This window comes from Campylobacter sp. BCW_6464, from assembly GCF_001762775.1.
Lineage (GTDB): Bacteria > Campylobacterota > Campylobacteria > Campylobacterales > Campylobacteraceae > Campylobacter_D > Campylobacter_D jejuni.
The window spans coordinates 41,225-59,225 of the sequence record NZ_MJXM01000045.1; the positions used below are offsets into that span (position 1 = coordinate 41,225).

17 protein-coding genes, 4 tRNA genes and 1 pseudogene are annotated in these 18,001 nt (G+C 30.4%); 7 read left to right on the top strand and 15 right to left on the bottom strand.

Going from position 1 to position 18,001, the window contains the following annotated elements:
• Nucleotides 1–70 precede the first annotated feature (70 nt).
• The 4 genes from AJ885_RS04000 (at nucleotide 71) to AJ885_RS04015 (ending at nucleotide 4,169) form a co-directional block, all read left to right on the top strand.
• Nucleotides 71–814 carry a DUF4261 domain-containing protein gene (locus tag AJ885_RS04000; RefSeq protein WP_070248901.1) on the top strand — a complete coding sequence of 248 codons (744 nt, stop codon included), beginning with the start codon at nucleotides 71–73 and terminating at the stop codon, nucleotides 812–814.
• Between the two features lie 64 nt (nucleotides 815–878).
• Nucleotides 879–1,295: a PepSY-like domain-containing protein gene (locus tag AJ885_RS04005; RefSeq protein ID WP_070248903.1), complete on the top strand. Its 417-nt coding sequence runs from the start codon at nucleotides 879–881 to the stop codon at nucleotides 1,293–1,295.
• 244 nt (nucleotides 1,296–1,539) lie between these two features.
• Nucleotides 1,540–2,790: a serine/threonine protein kinase gene (locus tag AJ885_RS04010; RefSeq protein WP_070248905.1), complete on the top strand. Its 1,251-nt coding sequence runs from the start codon at nucleotides 1,540–1,542 to the stop codon at nucleotides 2,788–2,790.
• A 14-nt stretch (nucleotides 2,791–2,804) separates the two neighbouring features.
• Nucleotides 2,805–4,169, top strand: coding sequence for an L-serine ammonia-lyase (locus AJ885_RS04015; RefSeq protein ID WP_070209909.1), 1,365 nt, complete (start codon nucleotides 2,805–2,807; stop codon nucleotides 4,167–4,169).
• An 8-nt stretch (nucleotides 4,170–4,177) separates the two neighbouring features.
• Here AJ885_RS04015 and AJ885_RS04020 read toward each other — a convergent pair whose 3' ends face one another.
• The 7 genes from AJ885_RS04020 to AJ885_RS04050 all read right to left on the bottom strand — a co-directional run bounded on the left by AJ885_RS04020 (nucleotide 4,178) and on the right by AJ885_RS04050 (nucleotide 7,091).
• Complete coding sequence (locus AJ885_RS04020) at nucleotides 4,178–4,699, bottom strand: hypothetical protein (RefSeq protein ID WP_070248907.1); 522 nt, start codon at nucleotides 4,697–4,699, stop codon at nucleotides 4,178–4,180.
• A complete protein-coding gene (gene ribD, locus AJ885_RS04025; protein WP_079463153.1) occupies nucleotides 4,680–5,690 on the bottom strand; it encodes a bifunctional diaminohydroxyphosphoribosylaminopyrimidine deaminase/5-amino-6-(5-phosphoribosylamino)uracil reductase RibD in 1,011 nt (336 codons plus the stop codon). Before ribD ends, AJ885_RS04020 begins: the two co-directional genes overlap by 20 nt.
• A 203-nt stretch (nucleotides 5,691–5,893) precedes the next feature.
• A tRNA-Ser gene (locus AJ885_RS04030) sits at nucleotides 5,894–5,981 on the bottom strand.
• Between the two features lie 21 nt (nucleotides 5,982–6,002).
• Nucleotides 6,003–6,076 (bottom strand) — tRNA-Cys (locus tag AJ885_RS04035).
• Nucleotides 6,077–6,094: 18 nt separating this feature from the next.
• A tRNA-Leu gene (locus tag AJ885_RS04040) sits at nucleotides 6,095–6,183 on the bottom strand.
• Nucleotides 6,184–6,192: 9 nt separating this feature from the next.
• A tRNA-Gly gene (locus AJ885_RS04045) sits at nucleotides 6,193–6,267 on the bottom strand.
• A gap of 71 nt (nucleotides 6,268–6,338) precedes the next feature.
• On the bottom strand, nucleotides 6,339–7,091 hold the full coding sequence (locus AJ885_RS04050; protein WP_070248909.1) for a hypothetical protein: 753 nt from the start codon (nucleotides 7,089–7,091) through the stop codon (nucleotides 6,339–6,341).
• A gap of 72 nt (nucleotides 7,092–7,163) precedes the next feature.
• Between AJ885_RS04050 and mutY the strand changes: the two genes are divergently transcribed.
• Entirely contained in the window at nucleotides 7,164–8,183 is a 1,020-nt protein-coding gene (gene mutY, locus AJ885_RS04055; RefSeq protein ID WP_070248911.1) for an A/G-specific adenine glycosylase, read from the top strand.
• Here mutY and AJ885_RS04060 read toward each other — a convergent pair.
• Nucleotides 8,169–9,427: pseudogene (locus AJ885_RS04060) on the bottom strand (MFS transporter). The gene mutY and the pseudogene AJ885_RS04060 overlap by 15 nt on opposite strands.
• Nucleotides 9,428–9,592: 165 nt before the next feature.
• Between AJ885_RS04060 and AJ885_RS04065 the strand changes: the two are divergent.
• A complete protein-coding gene (locus AJ885_RS04065) occupies nucleotides 9,593–10,450 on the top strand; it encodes a radical SAM/SPASM domain-containing protein (protein WP_070274062.1) in 858 nt (285 codons plus the stop codon).
• Here the strand turns inward: AJ885_RS04065 and AJ885_RS04070 are convergent.
• The 4 genes from AJ885_RS04070 to AJ885_RS04085 are packed head-to-tail and all read right to left on the bottom strand — an operon-like array spanning nucleotide 10,447 to nucleotide 15,110.
• Nucleotides 10,447–11,253, bottom strand: a complete 807-nt coding sequence (locus tag AJ885_RS04070; protein WP_044778648.1) for an ABC transporter substrate-binding protein — start codon at nucleotides 11,251–11,253, stop codon at nucleotides 10,447–10,449. The two genes, AJ885_RS04065 and AJ885_RS04070, sit on opposite strands and share 4 nt — an antisense overlap.
• Nucleotides 11,250–12,026: an ABC transporter ATP-binding protein gene (locus AJ885_RS04075; RefSeq protein WP_044778649.1), complete on the bottom strand. Its 777-nt coding sequence runs from the start codon at nucleotides 12,024–12,026 to the stop codon at nucleotides 11,250–11,252. The genes AJ885_RS04070 and AJ885_RS04075 overlap by 4 nt, the downstream gene beginning before the upstream one ends.
• Complete coding sequence (locus AJ885_RS04080) at nucleotides 12,026–13,012, bottom strand: FecCD family ABC transporter permease (RefSeq protein ID WP_070248920.1); 987 nt, start codon at nucleotides 13,010–13,012, stop codon at nucleotides 12,026–12,028. Before AJ885_RS04080 ends, AJ885_RS04075 begins: the two co-directional genes overlap by 1 nt.
• Complete coding sequence (locus AJ885_RS04085; protein ID WP_070280771.1) at nucleotides 12,987–15,110, bottom strand: TonB-dependent receptor; 2,124 nt, start codon at nucleotides 15,108–15,110, stop codon at nucleotides 12,987–12,989. Before AJ885_RS04085 ends, AJ885_RS04080 begins: the two co-directional genes overlap by 26 nt.
• 193 nt (nucleotides 15,111–15,303) lie before the next feature.
• On the opposite strand from AJ885_RS04085, the gene AJ885_RS04090 reads away from it, so the two are divergent.
• The gene (locus tag AJ885_RS04090) at nucleotides 15,304–16,059 is read left to right on the top strand and encodes a HugZ family heme oxygenase (RefSeq protein WP_070280772.1); all 756 of its coding nucleotides are present in this window, start codon (nucleotides 15,304–15,306) and stop codon (nucleotides 16,057–16,059) included.
• Between the two features lie 13 nt (nucleotides 16,060–16,072).
• On the opposite strand, the gene prfA is transcribed toward AJ885_RS04090, so the two are convergent.
• The 3 genes from prfA to AJ885_RS04105 form a co-directional block, all read right to left on the bottom strand.
• A complete protein-coding gene (prfA, locus tag AJ885_RS04095) occupies nucleotides 16,073–17,140 on the bottom strand; it encodes a peptide chain release factor 1 (RefSeq protein ID WP_002858952.1) in 1,068 nt (355 codons plus the stop codon).
• Between the two features lie 18 nt (nucleotides 17,141–17,158).
• Nucleotides 17,159–17,422 carry a 30S ribosomal protein S20 gene (gene rpsT / locus AJ885_RS04100; RefSeq protein ID WP_002856547.1) on the bottom strand — a complete coding sequence of 88 codons (264 nt, stop codon included), beginning with the start codon at nucleotides 17,420–17,422 and terminating at the stop codon, nucleotides 17,159–17,161.
• Nucleotides 17,423–17,500: 78 nt separating this feature from the next.
• On the bottom strand, nucleotides 17,501–18,001 hold the full coding sequence (locus tag AJ885_RS04105; protein ID WP_070209918.1) for a phosphatidylglycerophosphatase A: 501 nt from the start codon (nucleotides 17,999–18,001) through the stop codon (nucleotides 17,501–17,503).

The following is an 18,001-nucleotide window of genomic DNA, read 5'->3' on the forward strand; positions in this document are numbered from 1 at the left end:
TTAAGAAATTCTTGTTTATAGTTTTTATTTTTATTAGGTTATAATTTATAAAAATTTAATAGGGTTTAACATGACTATAGATTTAAATCACAATTTTACCTCTTTTGTTCTTCTTGATGAAGTTGATTTTAATTTTTCGGAATTAAAAAGCATTTTAGAATATAAATTTAATATAAAAATAGCTGATGAAAATTTTACCAAAGAGGGCGTGATTTTTTTATATGAAAATATGTTGGTTACTCTAAATTTGATTAAAAATCCTATACCTAATCACGAAGCAGAATACTATGCAAATTTTAATTTTATGTGGAAAGATGCCTTAGAGCAAACTAAAAAACATAAAGCTCATCTTCTTATAGCGGTGTTAAGTCAAGATCAAAGCAAATTAGAACAAGCTAAAATGTTTACGAAAATTGCAGCTTTATGTTTGGATAATAAACATGCTTTAGGTTTTTATACAGGTGCAGTTGTTTTAGAGCCCAGTTTTTATATAGAAAATGCAAAAATGTTAGATGATAATCGCTTGCCGGTATATAATTGGATATATGTTAGTGTTTATCCTAGTGAAAATGGAGTCAATGCTTATACTTGTGGGCTTAGAAATTTTGATAAATTAGAACTTGAAGTTTGTGATTTAAACATAGAAGAAAAAGAACTTTTCTTTTGTATTTATGATATTGTTTTACATATTTTAACTTATGATATTAATCTAAAAGATAAAGATATTTTAAAATTTGAAGATGGAAAAGAAATAAAATTTATAAAAAGTCAAGGCATAAGTGTTGAGAACGAAATCTTGAAAATTATTTTTTAAGTTTCACATTCACTTCACAGTTCTGAGTTAAACTTTCGCCAACCAAAACACAAAAGGAGAAATTATGAAAGCAAAATTAACTTTACTTGCTTTGTTGGGCGCTACGGTGCTTTTAGCTAAAGATATGGTTGTTCCTGCTAGCGAACTTCCAAATAATGCCAAAGAATTTATTTCTAAAAATTTTAAAACCGCTCAAATTGGTTTAGTGAAAAAAGATATAGATTCTTATGATGTAATTTTAAATGATGGAACTGAAATTGATTTTACGATCAATGGAGATTGGAAAGAAGTTGATGGAAAATATAAGGCTTTACCGCATACTATTTTACCTAGTGTTATGAAAAAAGTGAGTGCAACTCAACCAAATGCTCAAATTATTGAAATAGATAAAGAAATTAATAGTTATAAATTTAAGTTTAATAATAACATGAAAGTTTATACGGATATGCAAGGAAATGTCCTAGGTCAAAAATTAGATTAATTTTTGAAAATTTAACCTTCTTAATTTGGAAGCATAGTCTTCCAAATTTTTATTTTTTGATTGTAAAACCCAAAATATATTTAGTTTTAAAATAATACTTTATTGATACAAGTGATTGTTTTTTTATAAAATTAAATTTACAAAATGTTACATAAAATTTAAAATATTTTTTAAAAAAAATAATTATTTATAAATATTTTGCTAAAATAAAAGAGATATAATCTTACAATTTTAAGGAAGAATAATGAATACTCCTAAATGGACTAGTCACGATACAAGGTGGGTTTTATCTCTTTTTGGAACAGCTATTGGAGCCGGTGTACTTTTGTTACCTATTAGTGCTGGGCTTGGTGGATTGATACCTTTGTTAGTTATACTTGTTTTAGCTTTTCCTATGACTTACTTAGCTCATAGAAATTTATGTCGCTTTGTGCTTTCAAGTTCTAATCCAAAAGATGATATTACTTTTGTTGCAGAAGGTTATTTTGGCAAGGGTGGTGGATTTTTAATTACGCTTTTGTATTTTTTTGCTATTTTGCCCATTTTATTGGTTTATAGTGCTAATCTTACAACAACTTTACTTGAATTTTTAGTCAATCAGTTTAATTTCAATGCAGATCTTACTCATGCTGCTCGTTGGTGGGTGAGTTTTTTGATTGTTGGAGTTTTGGTTTTGATTTCTATTCTTGGTGAAAATGTTGTGACAAAAGCAATGAGTTTTCTTGTTTTTCCTTTTATTATATTTTTATTTATTTTTTCATTGCTTTTAATTCCACAATGGAATTCATCATTATTTACAAATGCCGATTTTTCTGTAATTTCAACAAGTAATTTTTGGGTTACTTTATGGCTTGTTATTCCTGTGATGGTATTTAGTTTTAATCACTCTCCTATTATTTCTTCGCTTGCTTGTTATTGTAAAAAAGAATATGGTGATTATGCTGAACCTCGCGCTAGAAAAATTATTTCTTTGGCAGTTATTCTTATGGTTTTTGTTGTAATGTTTTTTGTTTTTTCTTGTGCTTTAACTTTTACACCAGAAGATTTTGCATCAGCAAAAGATCAAAATATCAATATTCTTACCTTTATAGCAAATAAATTTCCTGAAGTTTCTTTGCTGACTTATGTTGGGCCTATTGTTGCACTTGTGGCCATTAGTAAAAGTTTCTTAGGACATTATCTTGGTTCTCAAGAAGGCTTAAATGGCATTTTATATAAAGCAAGTAATGGTAAAATTCAAGGTAAATTCGCTCAAACTTTAACAGCGATCATTACCTTTGCTATCGCTTGGCTTGTTGCGTATAAAAATCCAAGTGTTATAGGAATTATTGAGGCTATTGGTGGTCCTGTTTTGGCTATTTTGCTTTTCTTGATGCCACTTTATTGTATTTATCGTTTTGATATTTTGGCAAGATTTCGTAATAAATTTTTAGATCTTTTTATTTTGGTAATGGGAATAGTTGCAATTTCTGCTGCAATTCACAATCTTTTATAAATTAAGGATAAAAAATGAGTAATTTAAGCATTTTTAAAATAGGTGTCGGTCCTTCTTCTTCTCATACTTTAGGGCCTATGCTTGCTGGAAATTTATTTTGTAAAAAAGTTGCTAAAAAGCTTGATGAAATTGATAGAGTTGAAGTCATTCTTTATGGTTCTTTGTCATTAACAGGTAAAGGACACTTGAGTGATAAGGCTGTAATTTGGGGGTTAAATGGTCTAGAAGCTAAAAATTTAAGCGCGGCAATACAAGATGAAGTAAATAAAAATGCTATTGAAAATGCTCAAATTGATTTTTGTGGAGAGAAAAAACTTTGTTTTAATTATGAAAAAGATTTGATATTTTCCAAAGATTTTTTACCTTTACATGAGAATGGTATGAAGATTAAAGCTTATGATTGTAAAGGCGGGTTAGTTGATGAAGAAACTTATTATTCTGTAGGTGGAGGCTTTGTTTTAACAGCTGCACAATTAGAAAAAAAAGGTAAAAATTCCAACCAAAATAAAAAGAAAAAACTAGATATAGAGCTTAACAATGCAAAAGAAGCTTTAGAGCTTTGCGATAAAAGAGATTGGGATTTAGCAGAGCTTTCTTATCGTTATGAATTGCAATTTCACACTAAAGAGGAAATTCGTGCTTATTGTCTTGAAATTTGGGAAATAATGCAAGAAGTGTATTATAATGGTACACATCCAAATGAAGATTATTTGCCTGGAAAACTTCATTTAAAGCGTAGAGCTAAAGGACTTAAAGAAAGAGTGGCGATGACAGCTGATCCTATGGGCATTATCGATTTTATTTCTTTATATGCTATTGCGATTGCTGAAGAAAATGCTAGCGGAGCAAAAGTTGTAACCGCGCCAACAAATGGAGCATGTGCTGTTATCCCTGCTGTTATGCTTTATCTTAAAAATCATACTATAGGTTTTAGTGATGAAAAGGCTATAGAGTTTTTATTAACAGCAATGCTTATAGGTTCTTTTTATAAGAAAAATGCAAGTATTAGCGGAGCAGAAGCAGGTTGTCAAGCAGAAATTGGTAGTGCTAGTTCGATGGCAGCTGCGGCTATGGCAACAGTTTTAGGGGCTAATGCTTTTAAAGCATGCAACGCTGCTGAAATGGCAATGGAGCATCATCTAGGTTTAACTTGCGATCCAGTTGCAGGGCTTGTGCAAATTCCTTGTATAGAAAGAAATGCCTTTGGAGCTATTAAGGCCATAAGTGCTGCTAGAATGGCAATGACACGTAAATCTACTCCTATGGTAAGCCTTGATGAGGTTATAGAAACCATGTATGAAACAGGAAAAGATATGAATTATAAGTACAAAGAAACTTCTTTAGGTGGTCTTGCTACAAATTTAAAAACAGTATGCTAAAGTGTTTTTTACACTTTAGTGTATTTTTTCATTCTTTGATTTAAAAATTCTTTCATTTCTTCTTTGGAAAAACTTTTAAGAATACGAATTTGCTTAAAAAGCAAGCCAAGATTGATTGCTCCCATCACTAAAAGCAATAAGCAAATCATTAAAAAAACAAGATCTATGGCTCCAAATTCATTAATCATAGCCAAACTTGCAAAAAATATGCTCGCTAATAATAAAAAAAATAAAAGCAATATTTGTTTTAATTTTGCTTCATTAAAATTATCGCAATTTTGAGTGAAATTTCTAAAAAGTATGATCTTTTTACCCAAATTTGAAATTAAAATTTCATCATTTTCTTTAAATAAGCCTTCTTTTAAACTTTGATAAAAAAAGATTTCATTGTTTAAATTTAAATTATCTTTGTAGCTTGATAAGGTGTAGTCTTTGTAAAAAAAGGATTTTAATTCATTTTTCTTTTCTATTTTAAATAATCTTAAATCATTTCTCGCATAAAAAAACCCACTAAAGTTCATAAATGCCATAAGTATCACTCCCTAAAAAATTTCTATAAAGTGGCTTGAAATTTAAAGGTATTGTAACATTTTTTTCATCATTTAAACTTGAACTTTGGAAAATCAAAAACATATCTATTTCATCTTTAAAGATTTTGAGAAAATTTTCTCCACCCTCATACATTAAAAATTTAGCTTCACTTGGAATTTGGGTATAAATTTGGCGGTTTGGAACTTTAAATAAAGGGATATTTTTATCAAAATTATCTATATTTTGACGGCTTAAGATACAAAGATTAGGCGCTTTTGCTTTGCAAAGCCTAGCATCTAGTATAGGATGATCTTTTCTTATGGTTTCTCCGCCGACTACAAGCAAATCAATCACCGCTCTAATTTTATGTGCATAAGTGCGACTTAGCTCATTGCTTACGATTTTGCCAAAAGGCGAGCCATTCATAGAAAGGGCTAATTTAAAAAGTTTAAATTGCCCTTTTTGCCATTTTAAAAAAGGTTTTAAAAGTTTTTTTCCTTCTTCTTTAAGTATGTCAAATTCAACCTCTATGCCTTGTTTTTTTAAAAATTCAGCCCCACCACTTGCGATTTTATTTTCATCTTTAACGCTGATGAAAATTTTTTTAAAACCTAGCTCGCTAAAGAGTTTTGCGCAAGGAGGCGTTTTTCCTTGATGAGAGCAAGGCTCAAGTGTGACAAAAGCTATGCTATCTTTAAATACACCTTGATGGTTTTTGCAAATAAACTCATGTAAAGCGTTTGCTTCTTTAGGCAATGAAATTTCAGGTCTTAAACTTTTAAAAGCATGAGTTATGGCATTAAGTTCTGCATGAGCTAATCCAGCTTTTTCATGAGCTTTTATGGCTAAAATTTTTCCATTTTTATCTAAGATTACACAGCCTACAGCCGGATTCGGATAGGTTAAAAACTGATATTTCCAAGCCTCATTTAAAGCTAAATTCATATAAAATTCTTTCATTTGCCTGCCTTGTATTTTAAAATTTGACATATTTTTAAAATTTTATATTTTTGTTTTAAGATAATAAATTCTAAATTTTCCATTTTATTTCTTATTTTTAGTTATATTAGTCATAGTTTTTCTAAGTTTTTTAGGATATAACAAAAATAGTAAGACCGAAGTATTATTTTTCATTTGTAGCATCCTTTATAATTTCAGGAATGATATAAGCTTGATAAACTAGAAAGTCTTGGTGGCCGGGAGAAAGGGATTCGAACCCCTGGAGGTGTGACCCTCAACGGTTTTCAAGACCGCCGCTTTCGACCACTCAGCCATCTCCCGATAAAGTAAAGTTTTGCCTTTTGGAGGCGACATCCGGATTCGAACCGGAGATCAAGGCTTTGCAGGCCCATGCCTTACCGCTTGGCTATGTCGCCCTGATAATGTTGAAAAAGTGGTGCCCGAGGCCGGACTTGAACCGGCACGGAAGAAAAATTCCGAGGGATTTTAAGTCCCTTGTGTCTACCAATTCCACCACCCGGGCGGGTGATTATGGAGCGGGAAACGAGATTCGAACTCGCGACCCCAACCTTGGCAAGGTTGTGCTCTACCCCTGAGCTATTCCCGCATAAATTTCTGAAAGAATTGAAGATAAAAGTATAGCAAAATAAACTTAAAAGGAGTTTATTTTGCCTTAAGTTATTTGCAAATAAATAAAGCTTTCGCGCTTAAAATTTGTTCTTTTTCGCTGATAATTGGAGATGAAAGTTCTATATTGTCAGATTTTGCATTTAACATTCTAGGTGCGATATTGGCATTTGTATTTACTTGTAAATTTTTCAATACACAAGTTTTATTAAGATCTAAAGAGTAAGTTTTTTCATATTCGTATGATGTTTTTAAAAGCTCTTTGTAGAGATTTTCTTTGTTGTTGTTTAGTGTATCTTTTGAAAATCTTGTTTGTATGGCTGGTGTTGAAACGCTGATGAAATTATTTTTAGCTATGATAGAATTGATGTCATTTAAAAGCTTGTTAAAATCTGCAAGTCGGTTTTCTTTAAATTCACATTCTAAATTCGCATCAAATCTTTGACCTTTTGGAGTTTGTATACCATCTTTATAGGAAAAATTAGGCTCTAAAGAAAAACTTCCTCCGCTACAAAAATTTTCTTTTTTTGAGCGTTCTAAAATTTGATTGAAAGTATTTGTGATTTCGGCTTTTTCACTATTATCTAATGTGATTTTTGAGCTTAAATTTTCATTTGCCCAAAAATTAATATTTGCATATAAAATATCGGGTTTTAGCGTATTGCTTACTTCTATATTTCTTGAAAAATATAAATCATGATTAGAGTCTTTTTTGCCTAAAAATTCTACATTAAAAACTACTCCTGCAACAAAAAGTAATAAACATAAAAAACCTATACCTAAACCTTTAAAAAAAGCTAACATGGATATCCTTAATAATTTAATTTGAGCTAATTTTAGCAAAAAATTTTAAAATTTTTTGTTATACTCTCATTTATGCAAAAAAAAGAGCTTGAAAAACTACAAGAAAATTTACTTCTTTGGTATGAAAAAAATGGACGCAAAACTTTGCCTTGGCGTAATTTACAAAGTCAAAATTGTGATGAAAATTTAAAGCATATTGATAGAGCTTATGGGGTTTATATCAGCGAAATTATGCTTCAACAAACTCAAGTTAAATCAGTTTTAGAAAGGTTTTATTTTCCCTTTTTGCAAAAATTTCCTACTTTGCAAAGTTTAGCTAAAGCCAATGAAAATGAGCTTTTAAAGGCTTGGCAAGGGCTTGGTTACTATACTCGTGCTAGAAATTTAAAAAAGGTAGCCTTAGAATGCGTGGATAAGTTTGAAGCTAAATTACCCAAAGAAGTTGAGGATCTAAAAAAATTAAGCGGTATAGGAGCTTATACAGCAGGCGCTATAGCTTGTTTTGGCTATGATCAAAAAGTTTCTTTTGTTGATGGTAATATACGCCGTGTGTTTTCTCGTCTTTTTGCTTTGGAAAATCCTAGTATGAAAGAACTTGAAAAAAGAGCTAAAGAGCTTTTAAATTTAAATCATGCCTTTGATCATAACCAAGCTTTGCTTGATATAGGGGCTTTGGTTTGTGTGAGTAAAAATGCAAAGTGTGGAATTTGTCCTTTGTATGATTTTTGTCAAGGTAAATTTAATACAGAGCTTTATCCAAGAGTTAAAAAAATACTTTATGAGAGTTTAAATTTAAATCTTTTTTTGTTTGAATTTAATAAAAAATTTGCGATACAGAAAAGCCAAGATAAGCTTTATAAGGGTATGTATAATTTTCCTTTTTTTAAAGAAGGAGAGTATAAACTTTCTAAAGATATGAGTTTTATAGGGGAGTTTAAGCACGGCTATACTAAGTATAAACTTCATATCAAGGTTTATCATCAAATTTTAAACAATGAAAATAAAAATTATGAATTTAAAACCTTAAAAGAGTTAGAAAGTACCGCGCTTTCGGCACTTTCTTTAAAAGCGTTAAAATTAATTAAGCTCTGATTTTTTAGGCAAGCATAAAGTAGCTATAAGCATGATGATTGTAAAAATAGCTATATGGATAAAAAAGCCATTTTCTATACCTGCATTTTTAAATTGTAAAGCAACCCAAGGAGCAGATCCTCCAAAAACAGCATTTGCAATAGCATAACCTAAACCTGTCCCTAAAGCTCTTACATGTTCAGGAAAAAGTTTTGCTTTAAAAATCCCAGCAACTGAAGTATAAAAACTTAAAATAACAAACAATAATACCACCAACATAAATGTCAAAGAAGGATTATTTTGTGCGTTATTGGCTATAAGTGAAAAAATAGGATAAATTCCTACCAATGCCAAAATACAAAATACAATTAAAGATCGTTTGTGACCTATTTTATCTCCTATATATCCAAAAAGAGGTTGAATGATCATTAGTATAAATAAAGCACCTAAGAAAAGATTATTAACAAGCATTTTATCCATACCCGTATTTTCCATAAAAGTTTTAGTATAAGTTGTAATAGTATAAAAAGCTAAAGAACCTCCAGAAGTAACCCCAAGCACCATTAAAAAAGGTTTCCAAGATTTACATAATGCTTTTAAAGTACCACGATCTTCATGCTGGTGAAGTTTTGTAGCACTTTCATTCATCATTTTTCTTACAAAAAGCGAGCCTAGCGCTAAAATTCCGCCTATTACAAAAAGTATTCTCCAAGCGTAATCTTTCATATCATCAATACTAAAAAATAAAAACATTATACTAATGCTTGCAACGGCCAAAAGTTGACCGCCTATTAGGGTTACATACTGAAAAGATGAGTAAAAACCGCGTTTTCCTTCTGTAGCAAGTTCTGAAAGATAAGTAGCTGCTATGCCATACTCCCCGCCTACACTAAGACCTTGAATGAGTCTTGCTATTAAAAGTAAGATAATAGCAAGATCTCCCACTGTATCTTTGCTTGGTAAGGCTGCTATCATAGAAGAGCCCAAAGCCATTAAAACCACTGATATAACCATAGATTTTTTACGACCTACTTTATCAGCTAAAGAGCCAAAAAGCCAAGAACCTATAGGACGCATAAAAAACCCTGCTGCAAAAACCCCAAAGGCATTGATTTGCTGGATAACAGGATTATCTGAAGTTGAAAAAGTATGAGCAAAATAAGTTGCTGTAAAAGCATAGATATAAAAATCAAACCACTCTACTAAATTTCCGCTACTTGCAGCAATAATAGAGCGAATTTTTTTGTGCGAGTAAGCTCTTGCATAAACCCTTCCTTAATTTTAGATTTTTATTTAAGTATAGTGTGATTTTTGTTTAATATATTTAAAAATAAAGAAGAGAAATAAAAAAGATAAAAATATCGATAAAAATGTTACATATTTTAATAAATTTCATAAATTTTGGTAAAATGTTTACTCTAGGAAATATAATGAAATTTAAAAAAATATATATAGAATTAAGTGATATTTGTGGTTTAAAATGTGATTTTTGTCCTTCTCAAAAAGGAATTCGCGGGGTAATGAGTGAAGAAAAATTTCAAAAATTAGCTTATGAAATTTCTAATAAAGCTGAGCTTTTTACCTTTCATCTTTTGGGCGATCCTTTGCTTTTACCTAATTTGGAAAATTATCTAAAAATCGCAAAAGGTGAAGCTATGAAACTTGAAATCACTACAAGTGGCTTTTATTTAAATTCTAAAAATCAAGCTTTATTGTTAGGGTATGAGAATATCCATCAAATCAATATTTCTTTAATATCTTTTTTAAGTCAAAGCAAAATTTCTTTAGAACAGTATTTTAAGCCTATTTTAGAACTTTGCAAAAAGCATTTAGAGCAAAAAAGCCTTTCTTTTATCAATCTAAGACTTTGGAATTTAGATGCTAATTTTAAAGCACCTAAGTCAAATTTAAAAATTTATGAGTTTTTAGCCAAAGAATTTGAAGTTAAGATTGATACAAACTTAAGTAAAAATCGCTTGCAAAGACATATTTTGCTTCATCAAAATAAACTTTTTAAATGGCCTAATTTAAAAGATGAGCCCCTTTATAAAAAAGGAAAATGTCATGCTTTAAAAGAGCAAATTGGGATTTTAAGTGATGGAAGTTTGGTGCCTTGCTGTTTGGATACTAAAGCAGATATTAACTTAGGAAATGTTTTTGAAAATAACTTTGATAAGCTTTTTAAATCACCGCGTATAAAGATGATGAAAAAAGCTTTTGAAGAAGATAAACGCATAGAAAAACTTTGTCAAACTTGCGAATTTTTTAAAGCAAGATTGGGTGATTAAAAATTGTTATTTTCTAGCTTTGTTTTAAATTCTTGAATTCTATCTATTATCTTAGGACTAAGGCGTAATAATATATGTGTATCTTTGTTAAAATAAATACTTCCTGTTTTAACTGCTTTGGTATTTTTCAATAAAGCATTTGTATCTAAAAGATTGTTTTTGGCATTCATTCCAAGAATGAGTATGTCTGGATTTTGTTTTAGTATATATTCTGCTGATATAACAGGTCTTGAAATTTGACTTTGCGGACTTAAATTTTTAATCCCTATGAGTCTTAAAATATCAGCTATTAAAGAATTATCATTAAAGGCCATTAAAGGGTTGCTAGAATAAAGATAAATCGCACTTTTATTTAAGGGTTTATCGCTTAATTTTTTTAAATTTTGAGCAAATTCTTGTTTTAAAAGCTCCGCTTCTTTTTCTTTCTTGGTGATTTGACCTAAGATTGTGATATTTTTTGTTATATCTTCTAAACGCTCGGCTTTTAAATTGATACTTTTGATACCAAAATTTTTAAGTCCTTCTTCTAAATTTAAAGAATAAGAGCTTAAAATCACCAAACTTGGTTTTAATGCTACTATTTTTTCAAGCGAAGGATTTGAAAAAGTGCCTACGCTTGTAAGTTTTGAGGTTTGATCTTTAGGATAGATATTTGAGTGTTGTAAAGTGGCAATGCCTACGATTTGATCCCCAGCTTTAAGCATAAAAAGGGTTTCTATGCTTGCAGGATCAAGCACTACAAGGCGTTCTTTTGCATTTAGTGTGATTAAAAACAAACTCATAATAATTAAAATTTTTTTCATTTTTTCTCCTTTAAAGCTAAAATATAAGGTTTAGAATTTTTATAAATAATCTCGCAGTTTAAATCATAAATTTCTTTTAAAATTTCTTGAGTAAAAAGCTCTTTACTCGTTCCAAAATACTTTATTTCCCCTTCTTTTAAAAAAAGGATTTTATCGCAGAACATAGAAGCTAAATTTAAATCATGCAAGATAGCAACAACGGCTATATTTTTTTCTTTAACTAGTTTTTCGCAAAGACTTAAAAGCTCTATAGCATAGTTTAAATCAAGGGCTGAAGTGGGTTCATCTAAAAAAAGAATTTTTGGCTTTTTAAGCAAAGCTCTTGCCAAAAGCATTCTTTGAAATTCACCCCCACTTAAAGAAAGTATGCTTCTTTCTAGAAAATTTTCAAGTCTTAAATTCTTAGCAAATTCTTTAATTTCTATAATATCTTCTTTAGAATAAGAACTAAAAGCGTGTTTTAAATTTGCATATTTGCTCATTAAAAGCACATCGATGACTTTTAAAGGGGTGTTTAATTCTGATTTTTGAGGCACAAAGCCGCAAATTTTGGCAAATTCTTTAAGAGAAAAATCTTTGATATTTGTATTAAAAAGACTTATCTCTCCTTTATTTGGACTTAAATTTTTAAGTATAAGTTTTAAAAGAGTGCTTTTACCTGAGCCATTTGGCCCTAAAATTCCTATAAAAGCCTGATTTTTAAGTTCTAAATGAATGTTTTTTAGTAAATCTTTTTGGTGATAAGCAAAGCTTAAATTTTGTATTTTTAGCATTATAAAAATCTCCTAGCGCTTAAAGCCAAGTATAAAAAAATAGGAGCTCCAAAAAATGCAGTTAGGATTCCAATCGGAATTTGCACAGGGGCTAAAAGAGTTCTTGCTAAAGTATCACAAATAAGTAAAAATAATCCTCCAAATGCTGTACATAAAGGGATAACTAAGGCATTATCATAATTTTTAAGCAAAAGTCTTATGGTATGAGGAATGATGAGCCCAACAAAGCCTATAAGTCCGCTAAAAGCAACCGCAAAAGATACAGCCAAGGATGAGACAATGAGTAAATTTATCTTTAATTTTTGAGCATTTACCCCTAGATTTCTAGCTTCATCATCTCCGCTTAAAAGTATGTTTAATTCGTTTTTATGAGCGTAAAAATAAAACAAACAAAAAATTAAAGGTAAGATTAAAATTCCCACACGAAACCAAGAAGCATTGCCTATATTTCCCATAAGCCAAGCGACTATTTTAAAAGAATCCTCGCCTATAAGATAGGTGAAAAAAGAAGTAAAAGCTCCTAAAAAAGATGAAGCTGCTATGCCGATAATGAGTAAAGTTGCTATAGAAGCTTTAGAAGAAATTTTAAAAACTCCTAGGGCAAAAAAGGCAGAGCAAACAAAACCTAAAATTCCATAATAATAATCATTCAATTTTAACAAATACGCTAAAACCGCTCCAAAGGTTGCTGCAGAAGCTATACCTATAATATAAGGATCGGCTATAGGATTTGAAAATACATTTTGAGTGATAGCCCCACTACTAGCTAGAAGCATACCGATTAAAATCGCCATTATAATCCGTGGCAAGCGTCCATCTATGATGATTTGTCTTAAAATTTCATCTTGGCTAAAGATATATGAAAAAAGTTCTTTTGGGTTTAAATTCTTATCTCCTAAGCAAAGTGCTGTAAAAGAAGCGATTATATAAGCTACCAAAAGCCCTATAATCACTAAAATTTTAGAATGCGTATTTAAATTCAACATAGTAGTTTCTGCCATTCCCAACTAGGTATTGATCATTTATACTGTCTTGGTATGTGTAGTATCTTTTATCGAAAAGATTGCGAATTCCTGCTAAAATTTGTAATTTTTTATAATTATATTTCATACCAATATCTGTTAAAAAATAATCCCTTATCCAAGAATTTTTAGACATTTTTCCTGTATTTTCATCTATAGTTCCACCATCTTTTGCTCTAGAAAAATAGGTTAAATCAATAAAATTTGAGAAATTTTTATTCCAAGCGTATTCGAGCCCAGCTGTGGCTTTGATTTTTGAAACATAAGGAATTCTCATGCCGTCATTAACACCTTTAGAAATTTTAGCATCAAGATAAGTTAGACTTTCTCTAAAGATTAAATCATCATCTAAAAAATTTTGACTCAGACTTAATTCTACTCCTAAACGGCGAGTTTGATCTATATTATAATATTGCCAAAATCCTCCACCTGTGGCATGAGGGTTTCCAAGATAAGAAATTTCATCTTTGCTTAGGGTGTAAAATAAAGTTAGATTAAAGCCGTAAAAATCCCACCAAAAATCATCAATTCCTAGTTCAAAGGTATCAAAGATCTCAGGATTTAAATTTGCAGAATAATACTTTTGTGAAATTTTATCCTTATTGACAAATTGTGCTGGACTTGGAGAGACAAAACCTCTTTCGTATTTGATATAAAGCTTTCCTGTGTCTGAGTATTTAAAATTTGGAGTGATTTCAAAGGCGAAGTTATGACTTGTATCATCGGTTGAAAAAAGTTCTGGAGTGCTTGGTTTAGGAATGTTTGATATAACCATATTGCTAGTGTAATTTCTATTTGTGTCATAAAGACTATATTCATATCTTGCTCCACCTGAAATACTAAAAATATCGTTAAATTCATGAGAATCAAGAGCGAAAATAGAATGGCTTTGTTTATCCATATCCATAAGCGTTGTCATGGTGTGACTCATTTGAAATTTGCCGGCATTTACATCATAATGAATAATGCTTGTTCTTTTTGCATCATGGTTTGCAAATTCATAACCAAAAATAAAATAAGAATTATTTGCATAATTTAGTTTGTTTTTTAAACTTATCCCTGTAAGCGTGTCTTCAAAACCACTTCCATTTTGATATACAGGGACGCTTAGCCCCATAGAGCTCATTTCAGAAACATCTTTTAGATAGTTGATCTTTTGATTTTGCCAAAAAGCTTCTAGGTTAAATTCCCATATATCATCAAAATAGTAATGATAATCCAAAGAAATTTCAGGGCGATTGATTTGTGTGATATTGTCACTATTGCCTTTTTGAGTTGGATCGCTTTGAGCTTGTGCTTTTGTTAGATAGCCACTGCTGGTATTTTTGCTTTTAAAATAATTATACCCCAAAGTTAAATCGCTATTATCATTGATATCAATATAGGTTTTTGTGTTGATAAAATAACCTTTTTCATTATAACCTTCTTGATATCCATCAAGATTAAAACTTTGTATATCAAAGCTAAAAGCTAAATTTTCATTTATTTGTTTGGCGCCATTGATACCTAAATTTCCACCTATTCCACCATGATCATAAGCACTGCTTTTTAAATTTATAGCAAAAGCATCTGATTTTTGTTTTTTTGTAATGATATTAATCACACCCCCTCTAGTACCACTTCCATAAAGCACAGACCCACCTCCAGGTATGATTTCTATGCGTTCTACATTATCTAAATTGATACTATCTAGCGGGGTTACACCATGGGAATTATCAAGAATATTAATAGCACGCCCATCGATCATAACTTTTACAGCTATATTGGATTTATCTCCTTGTCCACGCATATCTATATTGCGTCCAAGTCCAAAATTTACAAAACTAATGCCTGAAATTCTTTCTAAGGCTTGTTCTAAGGAAACATAACCTTTATTTTGCAGATCTTTGCCTTCTATGCTGATTATATTGCGTAAATTTGAGTCTGCATCTTGCTCAAAACCTGTTGCACTAACAACAACTTTTTGTAATTTAATAGCTTCATTTGACTCTTGTGCATTTAAATTAGTTATTAGCAATAATGCAAATAAAGATAACTTAAAAGCTTTTTTATTTGGATGCAAATTTTACTCCTTAAATAAAATAAATAATGATAATTTATATCATAATAATTTAGAACGAAATTTATCCATTATTAACTTAATTTAGTATAAATTTTTGTTAAAATAGATAATTTATATATTTTAAGTTATTTTTAATTTGATAATTGATACCATTTTTTTTAATATTTTATTTTAAAATCAAGAAAGGATAAAAATGAATTTTGAAAGCATTATTTCTCATATGAATGATCATCATAAATCAAATTTAGTTGATCTTTGTAAAAAATTTGGTGGTATTGAGCAAGTGCAAGATGTTTTTCTAAAAAGTGTTGATTTTAATGGCTTGAATCTTGTTTACAATGATAAAGAAAATTTACGAGTGGAATTTCCTAAAAAAGCCGATGAAAACACAATTAAAGATACTATAATATCCCTTTGCATGAGTGCAAAGAGTGAGCAAAATTTTAGTGGTGTAGAAAAAGAATTAAATGAATTTATGCTAAGTTTTAATTCTGTAGCTTTGGCAACTTTAAATACAAATGGAGAAGTTGTTTGCTCGTATGCACCTTTTGTAAGCACACAATGGGGAAATTATATTTATATAAGTGAAGTAAGTGAACATTTTAACAACATCAAAGTAAATCCAAACAATATGGAAATAATGTTTTTAGAGGATGAGAGTAAAGCTGCTTCTGTGATACTTCGCAAAAGATTGCGCTATAGAGTAAATGCAAGCTTTTTAGAGAGAGGTGAAAGATTTGATCAAATTTATGATGAGTTTGAAAAACAAACCGGAGGAGAAGGAGGCATTAAAACTATACGCAAGATGCTTGATTTTCATCTAGTAAAGCTTGAATTTAAAAAAGGACGCTTTGTAAAAGGTTTTGGTCAAGCTTATGATATAGAAAATGGAAATGTTGCACATGTAGGTGCTAGTGGAAATCCACATAAATTCCCACATAAGCATTAATTTGTATAAAATCTTATAAATTTTGTTCTTGTAAAGCTTGGGCTTGATGATGAGTGATTAAAGGTTCTATGATTTCATCAAAAAGCCCATCTTGCATAATGGCATCTAAGCGATATAAAGTAAGATTTATTCTATGATCGCTGATACGATTTTGTGGAAAATTGTAAGTGCGAATGCGTTCGCTTCTATCTCCGCTTCCTACTTGTGATTTTCTTGCTTCACTTTCTTTTGCTAGCCTTTCACTTTCTTGCATTTCATAAAGCCTTGCTTTTAGGACTTTCATCGCACTTTCTTTATTTTTGTGTTGGCTTTTTCCATCTTGATTGACTACAACTATACCTGTGGGGATATGAGTGATACGAACAGCTGAATCAGTAGTATTTACACTTTGTCCACCATGTCCTGAAGATCGCATAACATCAACTTTAAGATCGTTTGGATTGATTTCGATTTCTATATCATCAACTTCTGGCATTACTGCCACGGTGATAGCAGAAGTATGCACGCGTCCTTGGGATTCTGTTTGAGGAACTCTTTGAACACGGTGCGTTCCACCTTCATATTTAAGTCTTGAATAAGCCCCTGTTCCTTTAACAAGCATGATGATTTCTTTAAATCCACCTACACTTCCTTCACTAGAGCTTACAATCTCAAGTTTATAGCCGCGATTTTCAGCATATCTTGCATAAGCTTTTACAAGATCTCCTACAAATAAAGATGCCTCATCGCCACCTGTACCTGCACGAATTTCAAGAAAAATATTTCTTTCATCATTTGGATCTTTAGGAAGAAGTAAAATTTTAATCTCTTCTTCAAGTTTTGGTTTTAATTCTTCTAAAGTTTTTAGTTCTTCTTTTGCAAGTTCCCCAAGTTCTGGATCGTTTAGCAAAGCTTTATTTTCTTCTATATTGTCTAAAGTTTTTAAATACTCTTTAGCTTTTAAAACGATAGGTTCTAAATTTTTTTGTTCTTTAGAGAGTGTAGTCATTTTACTGATATCGTTGAGTATATCAGAACTGCTAAGAAGAGAATTTAACTCTTCAAAGCGTTTTAAAAAAGGATCTAGTTTGCTAGCTAACATTAAAAACTATATAGAAAATTATGCGATTTTATTTACTAAAAGGGCTAAGCGGCTTACACGGCGAGAAGCAGTTTGTTTTTTAATGAAACCGCGACTTACCATAGCATGAATGCTTTTATTAGCTACTTTTAAAGCTTCATTAGCAGCATTTTTATCTCCATTTGCTGCAGCTTCTCTTACGGCTTTAGTTATATTTTTAAGTCTTGTTCTATAGAATCTATTTCTTTCTGTTTTTTTAATAGTTTGTCTTGCTCTTTTTTCAGCAGATTTATGGTTTGCCATTTATATTTTCCTTTTTTGAAATTAAAGACTAAATTATATAAGAATAAAATTTAAAATTTAATTAATTTAAGCAAAATTTCAAAATAAATCCTTTAAATTTATATCCCAAAAAACTAAATTAAATTTAAGTAAAAATCCATAAATTACCGCACTTAAAAGTCCAGCAAACAATCCTGCTAGCATATCATCAAGCATTACACCTAGTCCGCCTTTGACTTTTTTATCTATCTTGCCAATAATAGAAGGTTTTGTAATGTCAAAGAGTCTAAATAAAACAAAAGCCAAAATAAAATTGACTATCGAGTTTTCAACACTTGCTGCAATAGCACAAGCAAGAAAAACCCCAGCAACTTCATCGATAACTATGTGTTTGTCATCGTGAATTCCTGTTTTTTTTTCATAATCATCTATAACACGAATACTTGCAACAAAAATTAAAATACTTAGTAAAAACAAAGTATTAATCCCGAGATATTTAAGTATAAAAAAAGCAGGTGTTAAAGCAGCGATAGTACCAAAAGTCCCACTTGCCTTTTTTATAGAACCTGAATAAAAAAAAGTTAAAAATAATTTTTGCAT